General features: G+C 41.9%; 15 protein-coding genes. 3 read left to right on the plus strand and 12 right to left on the minus strand.

From position 1 onward, the window contains the following. Positions 1–11 precede the first annotated feature (11 nt). The 9 genes from F8N35_RS10415 to F8N35_RS10455 all read right to left on the minus strand — a co-directional run bounded on the left by F8N35_RS10415 (position 12) and on the right by F8N35_RS10455 (position 11,254). Positions 12–746 (minus strand): acetylxylan esterase, encoded by a 735-nt coding sequence (locus tag F8N35_RS10415; RefSeq protein WP_293052409.1) that lies wholly within the window; start codon positions 744–746, stop codon positions 12–14. Positions 747–1,512: 766 nt separating this feature from the next. After that, positions 1,513–4,044, minus strand: a complete 2,532-nt coding sequence (locus tag F8N35_RS10420; protein WP_293052412.1) for a glycoside hydrolase family 9 protein — start codon at positions 4,042–4,044, stop codon at positions 1,513–1,515. A gap of 589 nt (positions 4,045–4,633) precedes the next feature. Next, a complete protein-coding gene (locus F8N35_RS10425; protein WP_293052415.1) occupies positions 4,634–5,671 on the minus strand; it encodes a Fic family protein in 1,038 nt (345 codons plus the stop codon). Between the two features lie 348 nt (positions 5,672–6,019). Continuing rightward, positions 6,020–6,742, minus strand: a complete 723-nt coding sequence (locus F8N35_RS10430) for a hypothetical protein (protein ID WP_293052418.1) — start codon at positions 6,740–6,742, stop codon at positions 6,020–6,022. A 232-nt stretch (positions 6,743–6,974) separates the two neighbouring features. Beyond that, complete coding sequence (locus F8N35_RS10435; protein ID WP_293052421.1) at positions 6,975–7,844, minus strand: hypothetical protein; 870 nt, start codon at positions 7,842–7,844, stop codon at positions 6,975–6,977. Positions 7,845–7,933: 89 nt separating this feature from the next. Continuing rightward, the gene (locus tag F8N35_RS10440; protein WP_293052423.1) at positions 7,934–9,001 is read right to left on the minus strand and encodes a DUF2971 domain-containing protein; all 1,068 of its coding nucleotides are present in this window, start codon (positions 8,999–9,001) and stop codon (positions 7,934–7,936) included. 180 nt (positions 9,002–9,181) lie between these two features. Then, positions 9,182–9,397, minus strand: a complete 216-nt coding sequence (locus F8N35_RS10445) for a hypothetical protein (protein ID WP_293052425.1) — start codon at positions 9,395–9,397, stop codon at positions 9,182–9,184. Further along, positions 9,394–10,812 (minus strand): ammonium transporter, encoded by a 1,419-nt coding sequence (locus F8N35_RS10450; RefSeq protein ID WP_293052427.1) that lies wholly within the window; start codon positions 10,810–10,812, stop codon positions 9,394–9,396. Before F8N35_RS10450 ends, F8N35_RS10445 begins: the two co-directional genes overlap by 4 nt. A gap of 91 nt (positions 10,813–10,903) precedes the next feature. Further along, positions 10,904–11,254 (minus strand): P-II family nitrogen regulator, encoded by a 351-nt coding sequence (locus F8N35_RS10455; RefSeq protein ID WP_068704862.1) that lies wholly within the window; start codon positions 11,252–11,254, stop codon positions 10,904–10,906. A gap of 566 nt (positions 11,255–11,820) precedes the next feature. On the opposite strand from F8N35_RS10455, the gene F8N35_RS10460 reads away from it, so the two are divergent. Further along, complete coding sequence (locus F8N35_RS10460) at positions 11,821–12,402, plus strand: ACP phosphodiesterase (RefSeq protein WP_293052433.1); 582 nt, start codon at positions 11,821–11,823, stop codon at positions 12,400–12,402. A gap of 13 nt (positions 12,403–12,415) precedes the next feature. On the opposite strand, the gene F8N35_RS10465 is transcribed toward F8N35_RS10460, so the two are convergent. Continuing rightward, positions 12,416–12,784 (minus strand): hypothetical protein, encoded by a 369-nt coding sequence (locus F8N35_RS10465; RefSeq protein ID WP_293052436.1) that lies wholly within the window; start codon positions 12,782–12,784, stop codon positions 12,416–12,418. Between the two features lie 95 nt (positions 12,785–12,879). Here F8N35_RS10465 and F8N35_RS10470 point away from each other — a divergent pair, with 95 nt between their 5' ends. Continuing rightward, positions 12,880–13,023, plus strand: coding sequence for a hypothetical protein (locus F8N35_RS10470; protein ID WP_293052439.1), 144 nt, complete (start codon positions 12,880–12,882; stop codon positions 13,021–13,023). Between the two features lie 126 nt (positions 13,024–13,149). On the opposite strand, the gene F8N35_RS10475 is transcribed toward F8N35_RS10470, so the two are convergent. After that, positions 13,150–13,572, minus strand: a complete 423-nt coding sequence (locus F8N35_RS10475; RefSeq protein ID WP_293052442.1) for a GNAT family N-acetyltransferase — start codon at positions 13,570–13,572, stop codon at positions 13,150–13,152. Between the two features lie 404 nt (positions 13,573–13,976). Continuing rightward, positions 13,977–15,323, minus strand: coding sequence for a cobyrinate a,c-diamide synthase (locus F8N35_RS10480; protein ID WP_293052445.1), 1,347 nt, complete (start codon positions 15,321–15,323; stop codon positions 13,977–13,979). A gap of 397 nt (positions 15,324–15,720) precedes the next feature. Here F8N35_RS10480 and argS point away from each other — a divergent pair, with 397 nt between their 5' ends. Then, a complete protein-coding gene (gene argS / locus F8N35_RS10485; RefSeq protein ID WP_293052448.1) occupies positions 15,721–17,514 on the plus strand; it encodes an arginine--tRNA ligase in 1,794 nt (597 codons plus the stop codon). Positions 17,515–17,650 lie beyond the last annotated feature (136 nt).

Below are 17,650 nucleotides of genomic sequence, written 5' to 3' on the forward strand. Positions count from 1 at the left end.
TAAGGTCGTTTTTATTCGCAACTAATGGTTAAGTCTTTGATCGGTGCTCCTTTTTCATCCAGGAAGCGTACGCAGAAATCGCTCATTCCGGGGCCATTGATTACTGCTCCGCGGATGATATTCTTTCCTTTGTTCAGAGTTAGGCGGGTCGAAACGCAATCGTCCACAACCATACGTCTGTCACCCGAAAGCAACAGGGCTTCTTTGCCGTTGAGCCACCACATCGATGCCGAATTGGATCCCACGGCCATTCTTACGTTTTTCATTTCGCGGGGGCAATTAACCACGGTTACCGTCCAGAACAGAACTCCGTAAATTTGTTTTCTTAAACCATAGGCAAAACGGAACAATTTGACGTTGTAGTTTTTGCTATCCAAAGCATGCCATTTCAACTCCTGTTCGCCAGCTTTCACTGTCTCTCCATCTTTGGGAAGCATTGTAAACTGGTTGGGGAAATACTCGGTAGAGAAAGCTTTTCGGAGGTAACTGTCGGTAAATACAGTGTTACCGCGGTTGGGTTTGTTGATTGGGTCTAAAAGTAACCAACGTTGAATGAATCCTTTAGCATCAGGAGTCTTTTTTGCGGTTGTAGCCGGAGTGAAGTACCCTGAGATGCTTCGTGCTGTATCGCTTGGCGCGGTATTGCTTTTTGCAGCCGTTGACTGAGCGTAACTTCCTTGTAATCCTAACCCTGCCAGAATTACTGAGCTTACAGCTAATAATAATGTTTTTCGTTTAATGTTCATGGTAGATCTTTACAGTTTTACATTTGGTGTTCTTAAAAATATTAATTTACTTACATCACAAAACTACAAAAATTTTTGCTTTGAAAATCATGGATTTTTTCTTTTGAAGCAGTAAAAATTTTGATTAGTAGCGATATGTGTGTCGACATATTGTAAAATTGACACACTGTTTTCAGATGGAATATACCTTGATATATTAAATTTTCGCTATCGTTAATTTGTACAAAAAGTTAAGCGAAATATATTTTTGTAATAATTTGTATGATAATGTTTTGATGTTTGGCATTTGTGCCCTGTCGTTGTCATGGATTATACAAACCTATCGGATATCTTCCCTTTCAGAATAACAGTTGTTGATTTTTTCAAATTGTCAAGGACGTGCTTCTTCGAGTGGGGGATCTGAGTTGTCTGTTCATGGTCTGTTTGGTTGAATTTTTATATAAGATGTTCTTTTTCGTTTCCTGTTTTGCTGTTTTTCCTCTGAAAAGTATCGTCAAAAACAGCCGCGTTTTCCAGAGAAAATGTGTTTTTGCTCTTTTGTCGCGATCATTAAATAATAGTGGACAAATTTCAATTGCAGACCTCTCCTCCCAACCTCCTCCCCCAAGGGGAGGAGGAGCAAGGCTGTGAAATATATAGAATTCAATTCATTTTGCAGATTTTTCCCCTCTCTTCGGGAGAGGGGTTAGGGGAGAGGTCAAATGCTAAAATTAAGAAATGAACTAAACGGATAATGTCTATTGTAGCGAGACCAAAAAGCGACGGCTTATTTCGCCAGATTCTTAAATACTGATCCAAAAATCAAGTAACTGGTATTTCCGGCAATGGTACCCTCGTTTTCTCCCCACAAAAATGGCCAGTCGTCGTAGTTTTCAAAGTGGTCGGGATTTCTGAATAATACACCCGGAGCTACATTGCCAGGAATAGCTGAGAAGTCGGCGCGGTTATTGCCATAAAAAACGGCTTTGGGTCGCGTGGCACCCACGGTGGCCACAAACGAATAGTTGTGGTATGGATGGCAACCGAATAACCAGTTGGACACCTTGTAAATATTGCTGACATCCACAATGTCGGGGAAATATTTGTTGGCAAAGCAAACGGTGGTGCCAAAATTCAACAAGAGTCCGTTTCCAGCCCAGTTACCCAAACCGATAGGCACTCCGTAAGGATTTTGCTTTTCAAGTCCTTTGATATAGTCGTTGTATTTCACCACATAGGGGCGGAGCTTTTCTTTGTAGGATGCGTCCATGTGGGGAATGGCGTCCAATGCCGTGAGCAGACCGAACGTTACGTTGCGATCAAGAGCCGGCCACAAAAGTTCCTGAAATTTATCGATGTATTGTTTTTCTCCTGTAGCAATATAGAGTTGGAGATTTGTGGCTGCATCCGCCGTTCCGAAACCTCTGCGCATATTATCTTTGGGCTGTTTGGCAAGCAGTTCCGTTGCCTCTTGTTGTAATCGTTTCGACTGTTGCAATGCTCTTGCAGCAAGATCATCGTTATATCCCTTCAAAGCCCGGCTTGCCGCAGCAAACATAGTGGCTGCCTGAAGGTCGAGACGCGGATTACGGCTTGTAAAGGCCCACATATCATCCTTTACTCCACTTGAGCGCCCGTCAGGAGCTATTTCGTAAGGACCGAGTTTCGGATTATAGGGAAGGCCGTCGGTGATAGATGCGGCATCGCCAAGGTGATGGTAATTATCCAGCACTGAATTCGAAAGCGTTTGTGCCATGTGTCCGATTTTTTCGGCCTGAGCTACCAGGTTCAGTGTGCCGTGCTCGATAAACTGCAACACGTCGGGCGTTCCATCCGGACGGTGAAGGTCGACATAACGATGCTTTTCGTCAACGAAGGTTTCATCGCGCGAGGGTTTGAAATAGTCCCATGTCTGCACAAAGTTTTCCACGACGTTAATGTTCGATTCTGTCTCTATATCAAAATCGCCTGCATCGAAAAAACCGCCAACGTTTAATCCGGGAATCAGCTCCAGCGCTTTGTATTTTGTGTCGGTTGTCGGTCCCTGAGAGTGCAGGTCGAAGTGATCAGTATTGGGCGGAGCCTGCAGATAACCATCTTTGAAGGGTTCACCATGCCATACCCTGTAACCCTCTTTTACATACATATGATCCATATGGATCGGAATCCACACATCGCTGGTTGCATCGGTTATCTTGTCGTAAACACTGTTGTCTATTAAGAAATTATTGGTTTTGGTGTTACCGTACTGAATGTAGTAGATTCCGGGTGTTTTAACCGAAGAGAAATCGAATTTCGCATAGTGATATTTATAATAATCGCCCCACGATACCACATTGTCGCTAAATACCTCGGAAGCATTACCGGTTTCGTCTATTTTATACAACGACGCTTTTACAAGCGGTTTGTCATTCTTGTCGAGTTCGATCACCGAGACTTTCGGTTGCGAAGGAGTGTAACCCACCTGAGATATCCCGATGTTTGGTTCGCGTATCCAACCTTTAATGGCATTAGGCTCGACAGTCCAGGTCAGCACCTTGCCTGTTTTGCCTGCCGGAAGAAGGCTGCGAACTACAAACCAACCGTTTTGCGCCAGCATACGTCCGTCGAAGAGCATCAGATTGGCATCCGGAGAGGTGATTTTCATCAGGCGACTCGGCTCATCGGGCGCAAGCAGTAGGGTGTGACCGGTTTCGAGAGGGAGCGGATCTACAAATTTACCGGTACCTCTGTCGTCGGCAGTTACATATCCTTTGTATTGCTTGATTTTTTCGCTGTTGGGTTTCGCAACGGTGTTGCTCACTGCATAGCGGGGGAAACGGTTAAAGCGGCCATCCATCAGATAGGCCTTCGACCAGTATTGAGAGGGAAGAAATTCCAGATTAAACCCGGCTTTGCCTTCGAGAAATTTCGGAACTGGTTTGTCGAGGTAAACGGATATTTCAACGCTGTTGCCTTTCGCTGTGGCAACCACGCGCGAGTCGAAATCGAAATCTTTATAGTGCAAAGAGACCTCAATGGTATTGGTAGCACGATCTACTTTTCGGTCGGTCACCGAAGGTACAAGATCCCACTGCTCGGGAGTATTAGAAAGCCGAACGGCACCGCCTTGTGCAGTTCTGACACCATGGTGGATCAATTCGATACCGGCGTTCTTCTCATCGTTAAACCCTCCGGTAAAAAGATTGCTGTACACAAGAACATTAACGCCCTGCTTTTCGAAATACTCAAGATCGTTGAGTTTCAACTCCTGAGCCGAAGAATGGCTAAATGCCGCCAATAATACTACGACAATCGATAATAGTGTTAGTCTCTTCATATTAAAAATAAGGTTATCATAACGTGGATTGACATTGCAAACCGGACGTTAGTTAATAAGACTCATTTATGTCGTAAGGGTTTAAATTTTGGACTGTGTTATTGCTTGAAATAAAAGCAATTACATCTTTTTTCTTCTGTAAGTACAGTATCCGAAATGTTACAGGTTTGAAGACTAAAGCTTTGTGGTATTCATGCAAAAAATAGAAATAACAAGAAGCCATTTGTTTGGAATGCAAATTCTAATTGGAATTTCCCGTTTTTCTACAAAGCATTTTAACAACAAACAGCGCAAAAACATCAGGAAATCTTTTTGCGCAGTTGATGAAGATGCAGGGTCTGAGTGTTTATTGGTTTTCGGAAGCATTCACCTCACATTGTCTAAGTACTGATTATACCAGAATTACAGATAAAACAGATTGAAATCTGTGTCATCAGCTAAATCCGGTTCAATCATCGCACTGACAATTGCCGACAAAGTGAATTGAAAATCAGTAGGCTAATGCGGGTGCAAATATTACTAAATGCGATGCAGCCAGCCAATTAACATGGATGTGTGTTATGGCTTCGTTATTTTTATATTTATCGTTTCAGAAATATGTCTTAACCGCAAATTCAAACTGGTTAATAAATATCTCTTTAAATCTCGATATGTTGTTTTGTTCGTAAAAGAGTAACATTGCTTTCTTGTAGTCTACGGAGTCAACTGTTCTAAATGAAATTGGACAATGTTTGTAATTCATCAAAATAGCGTTGCTTACAATTCGTGCTGTCCTTTTGTTTCCGTCCATAAATGGTTGAATGTATGAAATCAACACTAAAATCAAGAGTGCTTTTTCAAATATATTTTCTTTCATATTCACCAGCTTACAAGCAGATTCTAATGCTTCACGTATCTGAAATTCATTGTCAAGCGGTCGATAATTGGTTCCAGAGATACCAACTCGACGTTTTCTTAAGTGCTTGTCAACAGCGAGATCTTTTATAAGTAAGCTGTGTATGTCTTCGATTTTCATAATCGATAAGGGGATTACATAATCCGGATTTTCGACAATGAAGTCAATTGCATCTTTGTGATTCAGAAGCATAATTGCTTCTTCTTTCGTTTTGCCGGCAGCTGTTTCTTTGTCTTTAAGTAATCTTTCAGTCTCAAGCAAAGAGTAGGTATTTCCCTCAATTTGAGACGACTTCCAACTTAAATCAATGGCAAGACGCTCAAGTTCCTTTTTAAATTCGAAATCTGACAGTTGCGAAATATTTTCAGTGTATTTTTGTTGTAAGTCCGATAGTTTCTTAAGCTCTGTTTCGTTCAAAATCGCTGTTTTGCCTAGCAAATCAAAAATGTCTAAGTTGAACTCTTCCTTAATTTGTCTTTCGTCAATTTCTTTTTCGTAATAACTGTCTAAATCAATCGAATACAACAATTCGTAAGACGGTGAAATAAAGTATCTTGTTCCTTTCCCTTTTCCTTCCGAGATTATGTATTTCTCGGTTAGAAGTTGAGATAGAATTCGTTTAACAGTCGCATAGCTAATCGAAGTTTCAAATTCTTTATGAATTTCGCTTGAAGAACAGTTTGCGTGGTTCTGTATAAAATTTAAAATCTCTATTTGTCTCGTTTCTGGCATAATTTTATGTTTTAGCTCACAAATATATGAAATACGGCTCATTTTTCACCACGAACGAGCTTCATTTTTTTTATAATGAGCCATAACGACTGAGGCTATGGGCATTTGGTGGTTTACTCCCTTTGGTCGTGACCGTTGGTGGCGGGAGCGTTCACTGTCGCACAGCAACAAAGGGAATTAAAAATCAAAGAAGCTAATCAGTTGTAAACTGATTCTATTATACATCCAAGCTACACTTCGTTAAGCTTGAACGAGAATCTGAAATACTTGCTCCATCAGATTTTTTTTGTTTCTCATTGTCATTTCTTTAATTTACTCAAAATAAGAGACCAAATAAACAACACTTTACTAACTTCCACAGTTACACTTTGGCAATGTCTGGACACCATTGTAAATTTTTAATTTGTTTGTCTGCTTTAGAAAGCCTGATTTCTTTTTTGAGGCAATAATTTTCTTGTTATGTAAATCAATTTCGCCTACGGTATTGTCTTCAACATAGCTTATATAATATTTCCCATCTTGAAAATAGAAGTCACCGTAACGTTTGTCTCCCTCTATATCTCTACTCAAAATAGTTTTTCCGCTTGTAAGGTCGAAAATTGTAATTCCTGAAAGGTCACTATCCCAAACTGAAAAAATATACTTTTTGTCTGCTGAGATTGAAAATGAACCACCGGCCAACACAATTAATTTTCCTGTCTTATCAACGAGTAAAGTTTCTCCATCATAGTCGCCAAACTTTGACAATATAAAGTAGTTGTCCAATAGTTGAGTGGGTGGAAAAAACAGTCCGGAACAACCACCTACCGGATCAATATCATAGAACTTTCTAGTTAATATTTTGTCGTTCTTTTGTATTATCAACCAAGAGCGACATAAAAAACTGTCAGAACTTGCTTTTGGTGATACTGTGGTGGTAATAATTTTCACTTGCCCAAAGTTTGAGGCGATTGTCCTCAAAGTAAATCTCGAAATTGGATAATCACTCTTTTTAAAAGTTATTTGTTTCTGTTGCTGACCGAAGCTGGTTGTTAGAGAGATAACAAGAAGTATTGATATTAAATTTCTCATTATATATTGTTTTTCAGTCTTAAATGGTTGCTTATTTTTTTATAATGCCCGCTAACAGTCGCGGCTATGGGCATTGGCAGTTTGAGGGAGCATTCACTGTCGCTCTGCGACAAAGTGAATTGAAAATCAGCAAGGCTAATGTGGACGTTCCGCAGGCTAAGTGCCCCCTCTTGTTGCAGATTTAACCGTTGTTTAGTTCCAGGTACTGCCTTATAGATGATGTTGGCACCAGTTATTTTTTCGTCTTCAATTTTATAAATTTTTCAATCGCACTTGTCTTTTGATAATTCTCCTTTATTAAAAGCGAGGTGAATTGTTTGAAATCAATTGAAGCCTTTGATAAAGGGTGTTTTTTAATCTGACTTATCATTAAATCAAACAGCTTCTGATTGTACTTATTTACTTCTCCGTCAAATGCAAGAGTATTATCAACTCCGAAGAAAATCAAAAATAAATAATCTTTGTAATTTTCAAGAGCAATCTTTTGATATGCAGTATTTGAAACCCTATTCGTCATTTCACCCCATTTATATGCACGGTTTATGAGAATTTCTAGTGGAATAACAATGGCAGCATCATCACAACAGACCGTATCAATTTCATTGCAGTACAAATTCAGGAAATCAATGGAAATCTTGTCAAGATATTTGAAGGTACCATTCTTTATAAAACCTGTATTCTCAATAACGTAAGTATCGCCCTCAGAGCTGGTTAAATTGAAGCCACTATTTATTACTTTCCTTTTGAATTCTAACGCATTTTTAGAAATTTTCCCATCTTCGGAATAAGACAATGTATTCAAATCCGCATAATTTGGTCGATGATAAAGAGAATCAGAAAATCGTACAGTTAGCTCTTTGTATCTATTTAGAAATGTGACCAAAGCCAAATCCTTTCGGTTTTTAGAATCAACTAAATCTTTTCTAAATTCATCTAATAATTTTTTAGGCATGGACCAGTCAAAGGCTTGACCTGGTGTCGATTTCAATGAATCAGCTGAAATAGTCCTATTGATATCAGATGTGGTGGTTTCATTTTTCTTTGCTTCACTTTTGCAGGAAACAAGAAACAATATCAAGACGATTGCAATACAGTTTTTCATACCGGTTTTATAATTGGTGCTAACACCCCGCAAACCACGTCAACCCGCCAATGGACATAGGCGTGTATTATTGGGTGTAATTTGTCTATTTACAGCTCAATACTATTTAATTTAAATTCTTTCTCATCATCTGCAATCTCCATTTTAAAAATTCTGATTCCTTTTTTTCTTGCAATAGAGGTTAATTTAAGCTGATTTTCTTTGGAAATTTCTGCGCCAAAATATATTTCTTTAGGAGGAATGCGCGTGACGCAAGCAAAGTCAGGTTTTTTATGGTCTATATTGTTATCCATCAGTTTTATTATTCTCCATTCTCGTTCATATGACCAATCTAATGATTTAAATAGTAACCATTTGTAATAAAAAAGTTTATCATAAAAAGGGTCATTGAAAGTAATTCCTCTTAATCTATAAATATCCATCATAAAATGAAACTCTAAATATTTCGTAGCATCATAACGATTTTTAGAATAAATTACAGGGAATAATTTTTTGTCAAGAAATAAACTAGCTTTTATCCCTCCCTCACCAATGTCTACAGAGTAGAGCTCTTGAAAATTATAATTTAATGAGAATCCTTTGTGGTTGTCAGCATAATGGGACCACATTAAAGTTGATTCAACAGATTCACTGAAGCAACCTACAAGAGCGGATTCTTTTATACTTTCCTTACACAACTTTGTTATTAAATTAATTCTATAAGAATGAAAATTCTTTTGCAATTCAATCTCATAATCGGATAGCTCAATTGGCTTGCCATTAGTAGTTGCATTCCTAATATTTTGTTCGACAAATTCAGCACCACACTTTTCAATCATTTCTTCTTTATATTCAATCTTGTTCAATAGATTTTGTATATGTGTATAGCTTTTGCTTTTACTCATTCCATTGACAAAGAAATCTAATATCTCTTTTTTGTTTATATATAAATATGAATCGTGAGGGTCATTAAACATCGTAGGTTTTGTCAACCATATCTCATCATTTTCAAATGCTTTAATATGATAGTCAGAACAGGTTCTATATCTAAATAGATTTTGAGGTGTCTGTTTACGACAATATTCGTGTAATTCAGATACGATTTTAGTTTCATCTTGAGGTATCATTCCTTCAGGAATCACTAATTGCATTATGTGTTTTTCAAAATCTCCGTTCATTTTTTTATTATACCCCATAACGACCGAGGCTATGGACATTGGTAGTTTACTCCCGTTGGTCGTGACCGTTGGTTGCGGGAGCATTATTCCTATCATTTTATTGCACAAATCGCAGCAAACGCAGTTTAACTATTTCCGCTTCAAAACTACAAATTTGTTTTCAATATACATTGTTTTTGGTTAATCTTTATTTTTACGGATGATGATTTCCAGAGTCGGACGGATTATTCTGATTTTGTTTCGGAAGATAGAATAGGAGAGGGTAGATGCTGTGATGTAATGGTATGTTGGTAATTGGAAGGAGCGACCATGAAATAAGTTTGCCGGCAACGAAAAAGCGCCTGCAGCATGTGCCACAAGCGCTTTTAACAAAAGCAAAACTGGTTCTGGTATCAATCGAAGTAGGTATACCCTGTTTCTGCGTGGTACGATTCGTCGAGACCGAGTGCTTCTTCCTTATCGGTTGCACGGATGCCGATGGTAAGCTGTACCAGCTTGAATAGTATGAAGGTTCCGGCAGCGGAGAAGGCGATGGTGGCGCCTACGCCCATAAGCTGTACCAGAAATTGATGTGCATTGTCGTAAAAGAGTCCGGCGCCGGGGTGGCTGCCTGCGGTGGCAAAATATTTAGTCACTGCCGGAGTGGCAAACAATCCGGTACAAAGAGTCCCGACAATACCCGCAATCCCGTGGATACCGAACACGTCGAGCGAGTCGTCGTAGCCAAGTTTCACCTTTACAAACGCAACCATCATGAAGCAGATTACGGTAGCAACCAGTCCGATGATCATAGCGCCTTTTACATCTACAAAGCCATTGGCAGGAGTGATGGCTACCAAACCGGCAACGGCGCCGGTGCAGATACCTACCACGGTCGGTTTTTTACCTACAATCCAGTCAAGGATAGCCCATACAAAAGCAGCAACGGCAGTAGCCATGTGAGTGGTCAGAAACGCATTGCCGGCCAGAAAGTCGGCGCTCAGTCCGCTACCGGCATTGAAGCCGATCCATCCGAACCAGAGCAGAGCTGCACCGATGGCCACGAAAGGAATGTTGTGCGGGGGAATGGCGTGACCCTGATAGTCGCGGCGACGTCCTAGTAATAAAACGGTGACGATGGCCGTGATACCGGAGTTGATTTCAACAACGGTACCGCCCGAAAAATCCATCAGTCCCAGTTTGGCAAGCCAGCCGTCAGCCGACCATGCCCAGTGAGCAATAGGATTGTAAACGAAGATAGACCACAATAACGTGAATACGAGAAATCCCTTGAAATTGATGCGTTCTGCAAATGCTCCGATGACAACGGCCGGAGTAATGACGGCAAACATGCACTGATACATGATGTAAACAATGTGAGGAATGGTGCCGGTCATTTCGGGGACTCCATTCACTATTTTTCCGGTTGCCTGGGCGTGTGAGATGAAGTAGGGGCTCAGGTCGCCAATGCCGATGCCATTGAGGAACGACCAGTCGAGGCCTCCGATAAACGGAGCTAATGCGCCTTTAGAACTGCTGAAAGAAAGGCTGTAGCCACATACGATCCATTCGATGCTGACAATGGCGGTGATGATAAAACATTGCATCATCACGTTCAGGATATTTTTACGACGAACAAGGCCTCCGTAAAACAGCGCCAGACCGGGAATCGTCATTAAAAGAATCAGCGCGGCAGACATGATAACCCAGGCGGTATCACCCGTATCTACTTTAGGAGCAGGAACATTGGCAACGGCTGCTGTTGCCTGTGCAAGTGCAGGGAAAGTGCATGCGATAAGGAGTCCTACCGCAATCAGGATTGATTTTTTCATTGTTGAATAAAAACTAATTTACTTTTTTAGGGAATAACGACACAGCGTTACCGGAATTGGATGAAAGTGCGGGAGATTTCCCGTGAGAGCATTATTCTTCTTTGTTGTATAATGCTTCGGGACCGTTTTCACCTGTTCGGATACGATAGGTTCCTTCGATATCGGAAACGAAGATTTTACCGTCGCCGGCGTCACCGGTGCGGGCCGAATTAATGATGGCGTTGATTGTTTTTTCGAGGTTCACATCGCGGACAACGACCGACAACATGCGGCGCTGGATGTATTTTGACTGGAAGACCTGACCTCTGACGACCTGTTCTTCTGTGGATTTACCCAAACCGGTGATATCCCAATAGGAAAACCATTCGATTCCGGCATCGTACAAGGCTTGTTTTACGTCTTCAAATTTGGATTTGCGGACAATTGCTTCGATTTTCTTCATACTTAGACGTGTAAATTTTTAAGGCACAAGGGAGCTTTGTGTTACCCGGAGCGATAATTCTGCTATGTATTGTATGGTAGCAGACCGGGAAAAAGTAAAAGACAATAGTATTTTCTAAGACGTTGCAAAAATAGAAGATATTTCCCGAATTAGAAAGCAAAAAGATATAAAAAAGCCACAAATAATGAAATAATGAAAGAAAAAGGCTTTTAAAATGTCATAATGATATTTATTGCATGGTTGCGGTATCGTTATTACAATAAAAGATAACGATAATGGTGGAATGGTGTGTGTTTTGCTGACAAAATGATTATTATTGTCGTTTTTAATATTCAAAATAATAGCAATTGTGCGGTAAAGTTTGTTTTTGTTTGTTTTGATGGTTGTTTTGGTGGAAAATAGATACTGAAATAGGTCTTGTTCTTTTAATTTGTAACGTTTCTTTAATTCTGCAAAATCGGAGGTGTGTCAGTGCTATGGCTATATCATGTTACGGAAAATGCGCGTTATCTTTGTACCTGTTTTTCCGGCAGTCAGTCTCATTGCCGGTTACTATTTACGATTGAATGAACTATCTAGCGCATATTTATCTTTCGGGCGACGATCGTCAGTGTCAGGTCGGAAATTTTATTGGTGATTTTGTAAAAGGGAATCGTTACGAAGATTATCCGGAAAAAATACGTCAGGGAATTCTGCTTCACCGGCAAATTGACAGCTTTACCGACAGCCATCCGCTGGTGCTCGACACGGTGGCCATGCTTCGACCCGAATTCGGACGCTATTCCGGAATTATTGCCGATGTTTTCTTTGATCACCTGCTCGCTTCCGGTTTTCGTCACTACTCGAACGGAAAGTCATTACGGTGTGTGTCGGTCAATTTTTACTACGCCATGCTTCGCTATTATCCGCATCTGCCCTCGCGTGTGAAAGGATTTATCTGGCATTTTATCTCTACCAATCGCCTGATGCGTTATGCCACTTATGAGGGATTGAATGAGTCGTTTACGATCATGTCTAATTACAAGATTCCGGCACTTCGTCCTGAAGAAACTATCGCTTTTCTTCGCCAAAATCACGTAGAACTGGAAGAACGCTTCGCCAGCTTCTTTCCCGAACTGGAAGCGTTTGTAAATAATGTGGAGATTTGAGGATTATATGCAATTATTTTGCAACCATTTTATAATAAGTTTCTGGTGTTGAATAATCGGGACCTGGGTACATATTGTCAAGTTGGAGACAATTACCCTCCACTTTTAGAATGACATGCTGTGAAAAGCTGGAAAAATCTGTTATCCCTAAAATTAGCCGGTTATCCTCTATTTTGTATATATACGATTGAGGAATAGTCAAATATTTGCCTTTTCGAATCATATGCGAAGCATCTACGAATTGCAAAGTATCATCTTGCGTAGAGTTTACCCAAAGTCCTGTTCTATAATCGTTGCTATAAAAGTTTTTAGCTTCGTCAGTTTTACTGCAAGAAACCAACATTGCACATAAAATCATCAAAAATGGCACTATATTTTTCATTTTCATAGATTAATTTGCTTTATGCTCATTGTGAAATAGAATCATGAAAAATAGATGCATTTAATATCAAAAATGTTGCATGCAAGTCGCTAATAATGAATCAAATTAGCAATTATTGCAAAACTGTTTGTCCTGAAGAGACTATCGCTTTCCTCCGCCAAAATCACGTAGAATTGGAAGAACGCTTTGCTGGCTTCTTTCCCGAACTGGAAGCGTTTGTGGAAAATGTGGAGATTTGAGAAAGTGAAGATTGTAAGATTCCAAGGTTTCAAAAATCTAAAATTCCACCACTACAGCAGGATAATTGTAAGCTAAGGCATTAAGAAGCGATGGCGTAGTTATTACCCTCAAATCCGTTACTCTTTCTATTCTGTAAACCCTTTTGTTTTCATGCTTTCTCCATTCACAAACAGGGCCATTCCCGTCTTCATTCTCCTGAAATTTTCTTTCTCATAGAATTTTTCCTTGCCGGGAGCGGCGTATAAAATCACATTGCAATTGGGGGTATGCTCTAAAATGGTTTGAAGTATCATTTTGCCAATTCCTTTTCCCTGATAATCGGGGAGCACGGCAACATCGTAAATTGCCGCCTGATATTCGCCGTCCGACAAAGCTCTTCCAAAACCCACGAGGTTTTCATCATCAAACACAAATACTACGGTATAGCTACGATTAAATGCCCGCTCATGCACTTCCGGAGTGTGATATGCCATACCTGCACTCTGAAGGATGTGAACCACCAAATCCCAGTTGATATTTGTTGTATCAAGTTGTAGTCGTAAATTCATCGGCGTAAATTATTTATACTCGTAGTGTATTTGGAATAAAGATCATAATAGGCTGTATATTAAATAATTCATATTTTAATCTTATCTAACCCCTCCGCTTCGCTCGTCCCCTCCCGATAGCTATCGGGACCAAAGAGGACAACACTCTTTGCGAAGTTTTAGCACTGTTTTACGATCCATTGCTAAAATTGCAGATTAGCTTACGCTGACCGTTGGTTCGTCTTCCCTTCAGATGAAGGGAAGTACCCGGAACGGGGGTAGGGTTTGATAAGTGGATTTATTTTGAAATGACATATTTGATTGTGTTGTAGTATTATAACGCAAAACAAACTTATTTGCTCCCAAATGCACTACGGGTTATTTATATTTTTCCCTACTGCGTACTGATGACTGAATACTGCGTACTAGTTCTTCCACCATCCGGCAAGTTTTCTGAAGAACGCCGCATCGGAATAGAAATGAATATGCGGATAGCCCGCCAGCACGTTCCTGTAGGAGAGTCCGCCCTGCCAGCGACGGTGATTTTCCGGCTTTTCGATATCGAAACTGAAGTGATAATTGGGCGTTTCGGAGGCAGGAATCAGTTGCGAGTGGTGAAACTCATGAGCCAACGACTGCACATCGCCCCAGCCGACCCGGCAATAGCCGAAGTGCTGCAAACGGGCAGTCATTTCGGTACGACAACCGAACACTCCGCACATGGGGTAAAACTCTCCCTTCGAGGGGCTAATACCTTCGGTAAGGTACATCAGTCCGCCGCATTCGCCATAGACCGGCATCCCGCTTTCGGCGGCATCGTGGATGCTTTTGAGCATCGTGCGGTTTTCGCTCAGTTCGCGGGCAAACACTTCGGGATACCCGCCGCCCAGATAGAGTGCGTTGATTTCCTTTGGTAATTCGACATCGGCCAACGGACTGAAATAGTGCAATTCGGCACCGTTCTCTTCCAGCAGATCGAGGTTGGCACGATAATAAAAGCTGAAGGCTTTATCGTAGGCTACCCCCAGTTTTAACCCCTGCAAGGGAATATCGAAACCAGCGGGCTTGCAGACCGTAACCGTTTGTCTGTCAATACGGGTTACCTCAAGTAAACGGGTCATGTCTATATGTTGTGCCATCAGGTCGGCAATGCGGTCGGTTTTCTCGATCAACGTCTCTACCTCTCCGGCCTGTATCAGTCCCAGATGACGACTTTCGAGTCCGATGCTGCCGTCGGGTGGCAGGTAACCCAGACAAGCTACGCCGCAATGACTCTCGATATAGCGCTGCAAAAAAGAGAACTGTTCGTCGCTGTAAACATGGTTAAGAATTACACCGGTCACCTGCACCCGTTCATCGAAGCGGGCAAAACCGTTTATAATGGCAGCCACGCTCTGGTAAAGCGCCTTGCAACTCACCACCAGAACTATCGGCAGACCGAGTGCCCGTGCCAGTTCGGCCGTGCTTCCACCGCCCTCTTCGCCAATACCGTCGAACATGCCCATCACTCCTTCCACTACCGCAATATCGCTGTTTTGGGTATATTTGGCAAAAAGGTAGCGGGCAGTCTCTTCGCCCAGAAGGTAAGTGTCTAAGTTGTGTGAAGCGGTAGCCGTAGCCACGGTGTGAAAAGCCGGATCGATATAGTCGGGACCGGTTTTGAAGGGTGTCACACGCAGTCCCTGTCGGCAGAGCAGCCGCATCAGGCCGATGGTAACGGTGGTTTTACCGCTTCCGCTGTTGGTTCCCGCTATAATAAATCCGTTGTTCATGCTGCAAAGATAGAGAAATTAGGCAAAACAGTAGAAATATCCCTTCTGAGGTTCGACCTTCTACCTTGTAGGTTCGGCAGATACCGTTTGAGGTAGATATTTTGACCTGAAAGGTCAATGCTTTGTGCCCGGAAGTCAAGATATCCACCTCGGAGGTCAAAGTTCCTGCCTAAAAGGTAGAGTGTTTGACCAAAAAGGTCAACGATATAGGTTCTGTAGTCAAAAGTCAGACCTCGAAGGTCAACGGTTTATGCTCCGGGATCAAAAGTTCTGTCTCAAAAGAAAACGATTGAACTTAAAAGTACTGAGTTATTGCGTTTCCCATTTCTAAAAACGCCATTCATTACTCAATGTTAATTGTTTTTCGTACCTTTGCAACCCGAAAAAATATCCGAAAATGAGCATTGAAGCAAAAATCACACAGGCGGTTATCACTGCCGTAAAAGAGTTGTACGGAGCCGATACCGATGCAAAAACGGTTCAGTTACAGAAAACAAAAAAAGAGTTTGAGGGCGACCTCACGGTAGTTGTGTTTCCGTTTGCCAAAGCGGCACGTAAAGGTCCCGAGCAGGCAGCCAACGAAATCGGCGAATACCTCAAAGCTAATGAGCCGCTTATCACCTCTTTCAATGTAATCAAAGGCTTTCTTAATCTTAGTATTGCTCAGAATTACTGGTTGCAGTCACTGGCTGCTATCAATGCCAACGATACTTTCGGTACGGCAAGTGCTACAGAAGAATCTCCGTTGGTGATGATCGAATATTCATCGCCAAATACCAATAAACCCCTCCACCTCGGCCATATCCGTAATAACCTGCTCGGTTTCAGCCTTGGCGAAATCGTAAAGGCAAACGGACAAAAATTGGTCAAGACCAATATTGTAAATGACCGCGGAATCCATATCTGCAAGTCGATGCTGGCATGGCAAAAATTCGGTAACGGAGAAACACCAGCCTCTTCGGGCAAAAAAGGCGATCACCTGGTAGGCGACTATTACGTGAAATTCGATCAGGAATACAAAGCGCAGATCAAAGAACTGATGGCGCAAGGACAGAGCGAAGAAGATGCCAAACGCAATGCTCCTATGATTGTGGAAGCGCAGGAAATGCTTCGCAAATGGGAAGCCGGTGACGAAGAAGTGCGCAATCTCTGGAAAACGATGAACGGTTGGGTTTACGCCGGTTTTGATGAAACCTACAAGAAAATGGGCGTTGACTTCGATAAGATATACTACGAATCGCAGACTTACCTCGAAGGAAAATCGAAGGTGGAAGAAGGACTTGCTAAAGGTGTGTTCTATCGCCGCGAGGACGGTTCCGTATGGGCTGACCTTACCAACGACGGTCTGGACGAAAAGCTGCTGCTCCGTGCCGACGGGACTTCCGTTTACATGACACAGGATATCGGTACCGCCAAGCTGCGTTTCGACGATTTCCCTATAGACAAAATGGTCTATGTGGTGGGAAACGAACAAAACTACCACTTTCAGGTGCTCTCTATTTTGCTCGACAAATTAGGCTTCAAATGGGGAAAAGACCTCGTGCATTTCTCTTACGGAATGGTAGAATTGCCCGAAGGTAAGATGAAGAGCCGCGAAGGTACGGTGGTAGATGCCGACGACCTGATTGAAGAGATGGTGGGTACCGCCCGCGAAACTTCGCAGGAGTTGGGCAAACTTGACGGTTGCACCGAAGAGGAGGCTGAAAACATAGCCCGCATGGTGGGACTCGGCGCTTTGAAATACTTTATTCTGAAGGTCGATCCGCGCAAAAATATGACTTTCAATCCGAAGGAATCGATCGACTTCAACGGCAATACAGGCCCTTTCATTCAATACACTCACGCCCGTATCAAATCGGTACTCCGCAAGGCAGCCGACATGCAGCTTGTAGCTACTGTAGATGCTGATGCTGCGTTGAACCTTTCGGAAAAAGAGATTAGCCTTGTGCAGATGCTGGCCGATTTCCCAAGTATCGTAAAAGAAGCCGGAGACGAATACTCTCCTGCCGTGGTGGCTAACTACGTTTACGATCTGGCAAAGGAATACAACCAGTTCTATCACGATCACTCCATCCTTAAAGAGGAGAACGAACAGCTTCGTGCCTTCCGTCTCACTCTCTCCCGCAACATTGCCAAGGTCATTAAAACCGGCATGAGTCTGTTGGGAATCGAAGTGCCGGAAAGAATGTAAAGCAATTGACAATTGATAATGGACAGTTGACAATTAAACTGCCCCGATATATAAGAACCGCGTCATGTTGAAAAACAGGCGCGGTTTTAGTTTTTTTGTGGTTCAATCTGCCGATATTTTTATGAACTTTGTATTG

The sequence above is a fragment of the Paludibacter sp. genome (assembly GCF_009712605.1).
Classification (GTDB): Bacteria; Bacteroidota; Bacteroidia; order Bacteroidales; family Paludibacteraceae; genus Microbacter.

Excerpts from the sequence above, each read along its gene's own strand:
- F8N35_RS10415 (WP_293052409.1), bottom strand. The coding sequence starts at position 746 with ATGAACATTAAACGAAAAACATTATTATTAGCTGTAAGCTCAGTAATT.
- F8N35_RS10420 (WP_293052412.1), bottom strand. The coding sequence starts at position 4,044 with ATGAAGAGACTAACACTATTATCGATTGTCGTAGTATTATTGGCGGCA.
- F8N35_RS10425 (WP_293052415.1), bottom strand. The coding sequence starts at position 5,671 with ATGCCAGAAACGAGACAAATAGAGATTTTAAATTTTATACAGAACCAC.
- F8N35_RS10430 (WP_293052418.1), bottom strand. The coding sequence starts at position 6,742 with ATGAGAAATTTAATATCAATACTTCTTGTTATCTCTCTAACAACCAGC.
- F8N35_RS10435 (WP_293052421.1), bottom strand. The coding sequence starts at position 7,844 with ATGAAAAACTGTATTGCAATCGTCTTGATATTGTTTCTTGTTTCCTGC.
- F8N35_RS10440 (WP_293052423.1), bottom strand. The coding sequence starts at position 9,001 with ATGAACGGAGATTTTGAAAAACACATAATGCAATTAGTGATTCCTGAA.
- F8N35_RS10450 (WP_293052427.1), bottom strand. The coding sequence starts at position 10,812 with ATGAAAAAATCAATCCTGATTGCGGTAGGACTCCTTATCGCATGCACT.
- F8N35_RS10455 (WP_068704862.1), bottom strand. The coding sequence starts at position 11,254 with ATGAAGAAAATCGAAGCAATTGTCCGCAAATCCAAATTTGAAGACGTA.
- F8N35_RS10460 (WP_293052433.1), top strand. The coding sequence starts at position 11,821 with ATGAACTATCTAGCGCATATTTATCTTTCGGGCGACGATCGTCAGTGT.
- F8N35_RS10465 (WP_293052436.1), bottom strand. The coding sequence starts at position 12,784 with ATGAAAAATATAGTGCCATTTTTGATGATTTTATGTGCAATGTTGGTT.
- F8N35_RS10470 (WP_293052439.1), top strand. The coding sequence starts at position 12,880 with ATGAATCAAATTAGCAATTATTGCAAAACTGTTTGTCCTGAAGAGACT.
- F8N35_RS10475 (WP_293052442.1), bottom strand. The coding sequence starts at position 13,572 with ATGAATTTACGACTACAACTTGATACAACAAATATCAACTGGGATTTG.
- F8N35_RS10480 (WP_293052445.1), bottom strand. The coding sequence starts at position 15,323 with ATGAACAACGGATTTATTATAGCGGGAACCAACAGCGGAAGCGGTAAA.
- argS (WP_293052448.1), top strand. The coding sequence starts at position 15,721 with ATGAGCATTGAAGCAAAAATCACACAGGCGGTTATCACTGCCGTAAAA.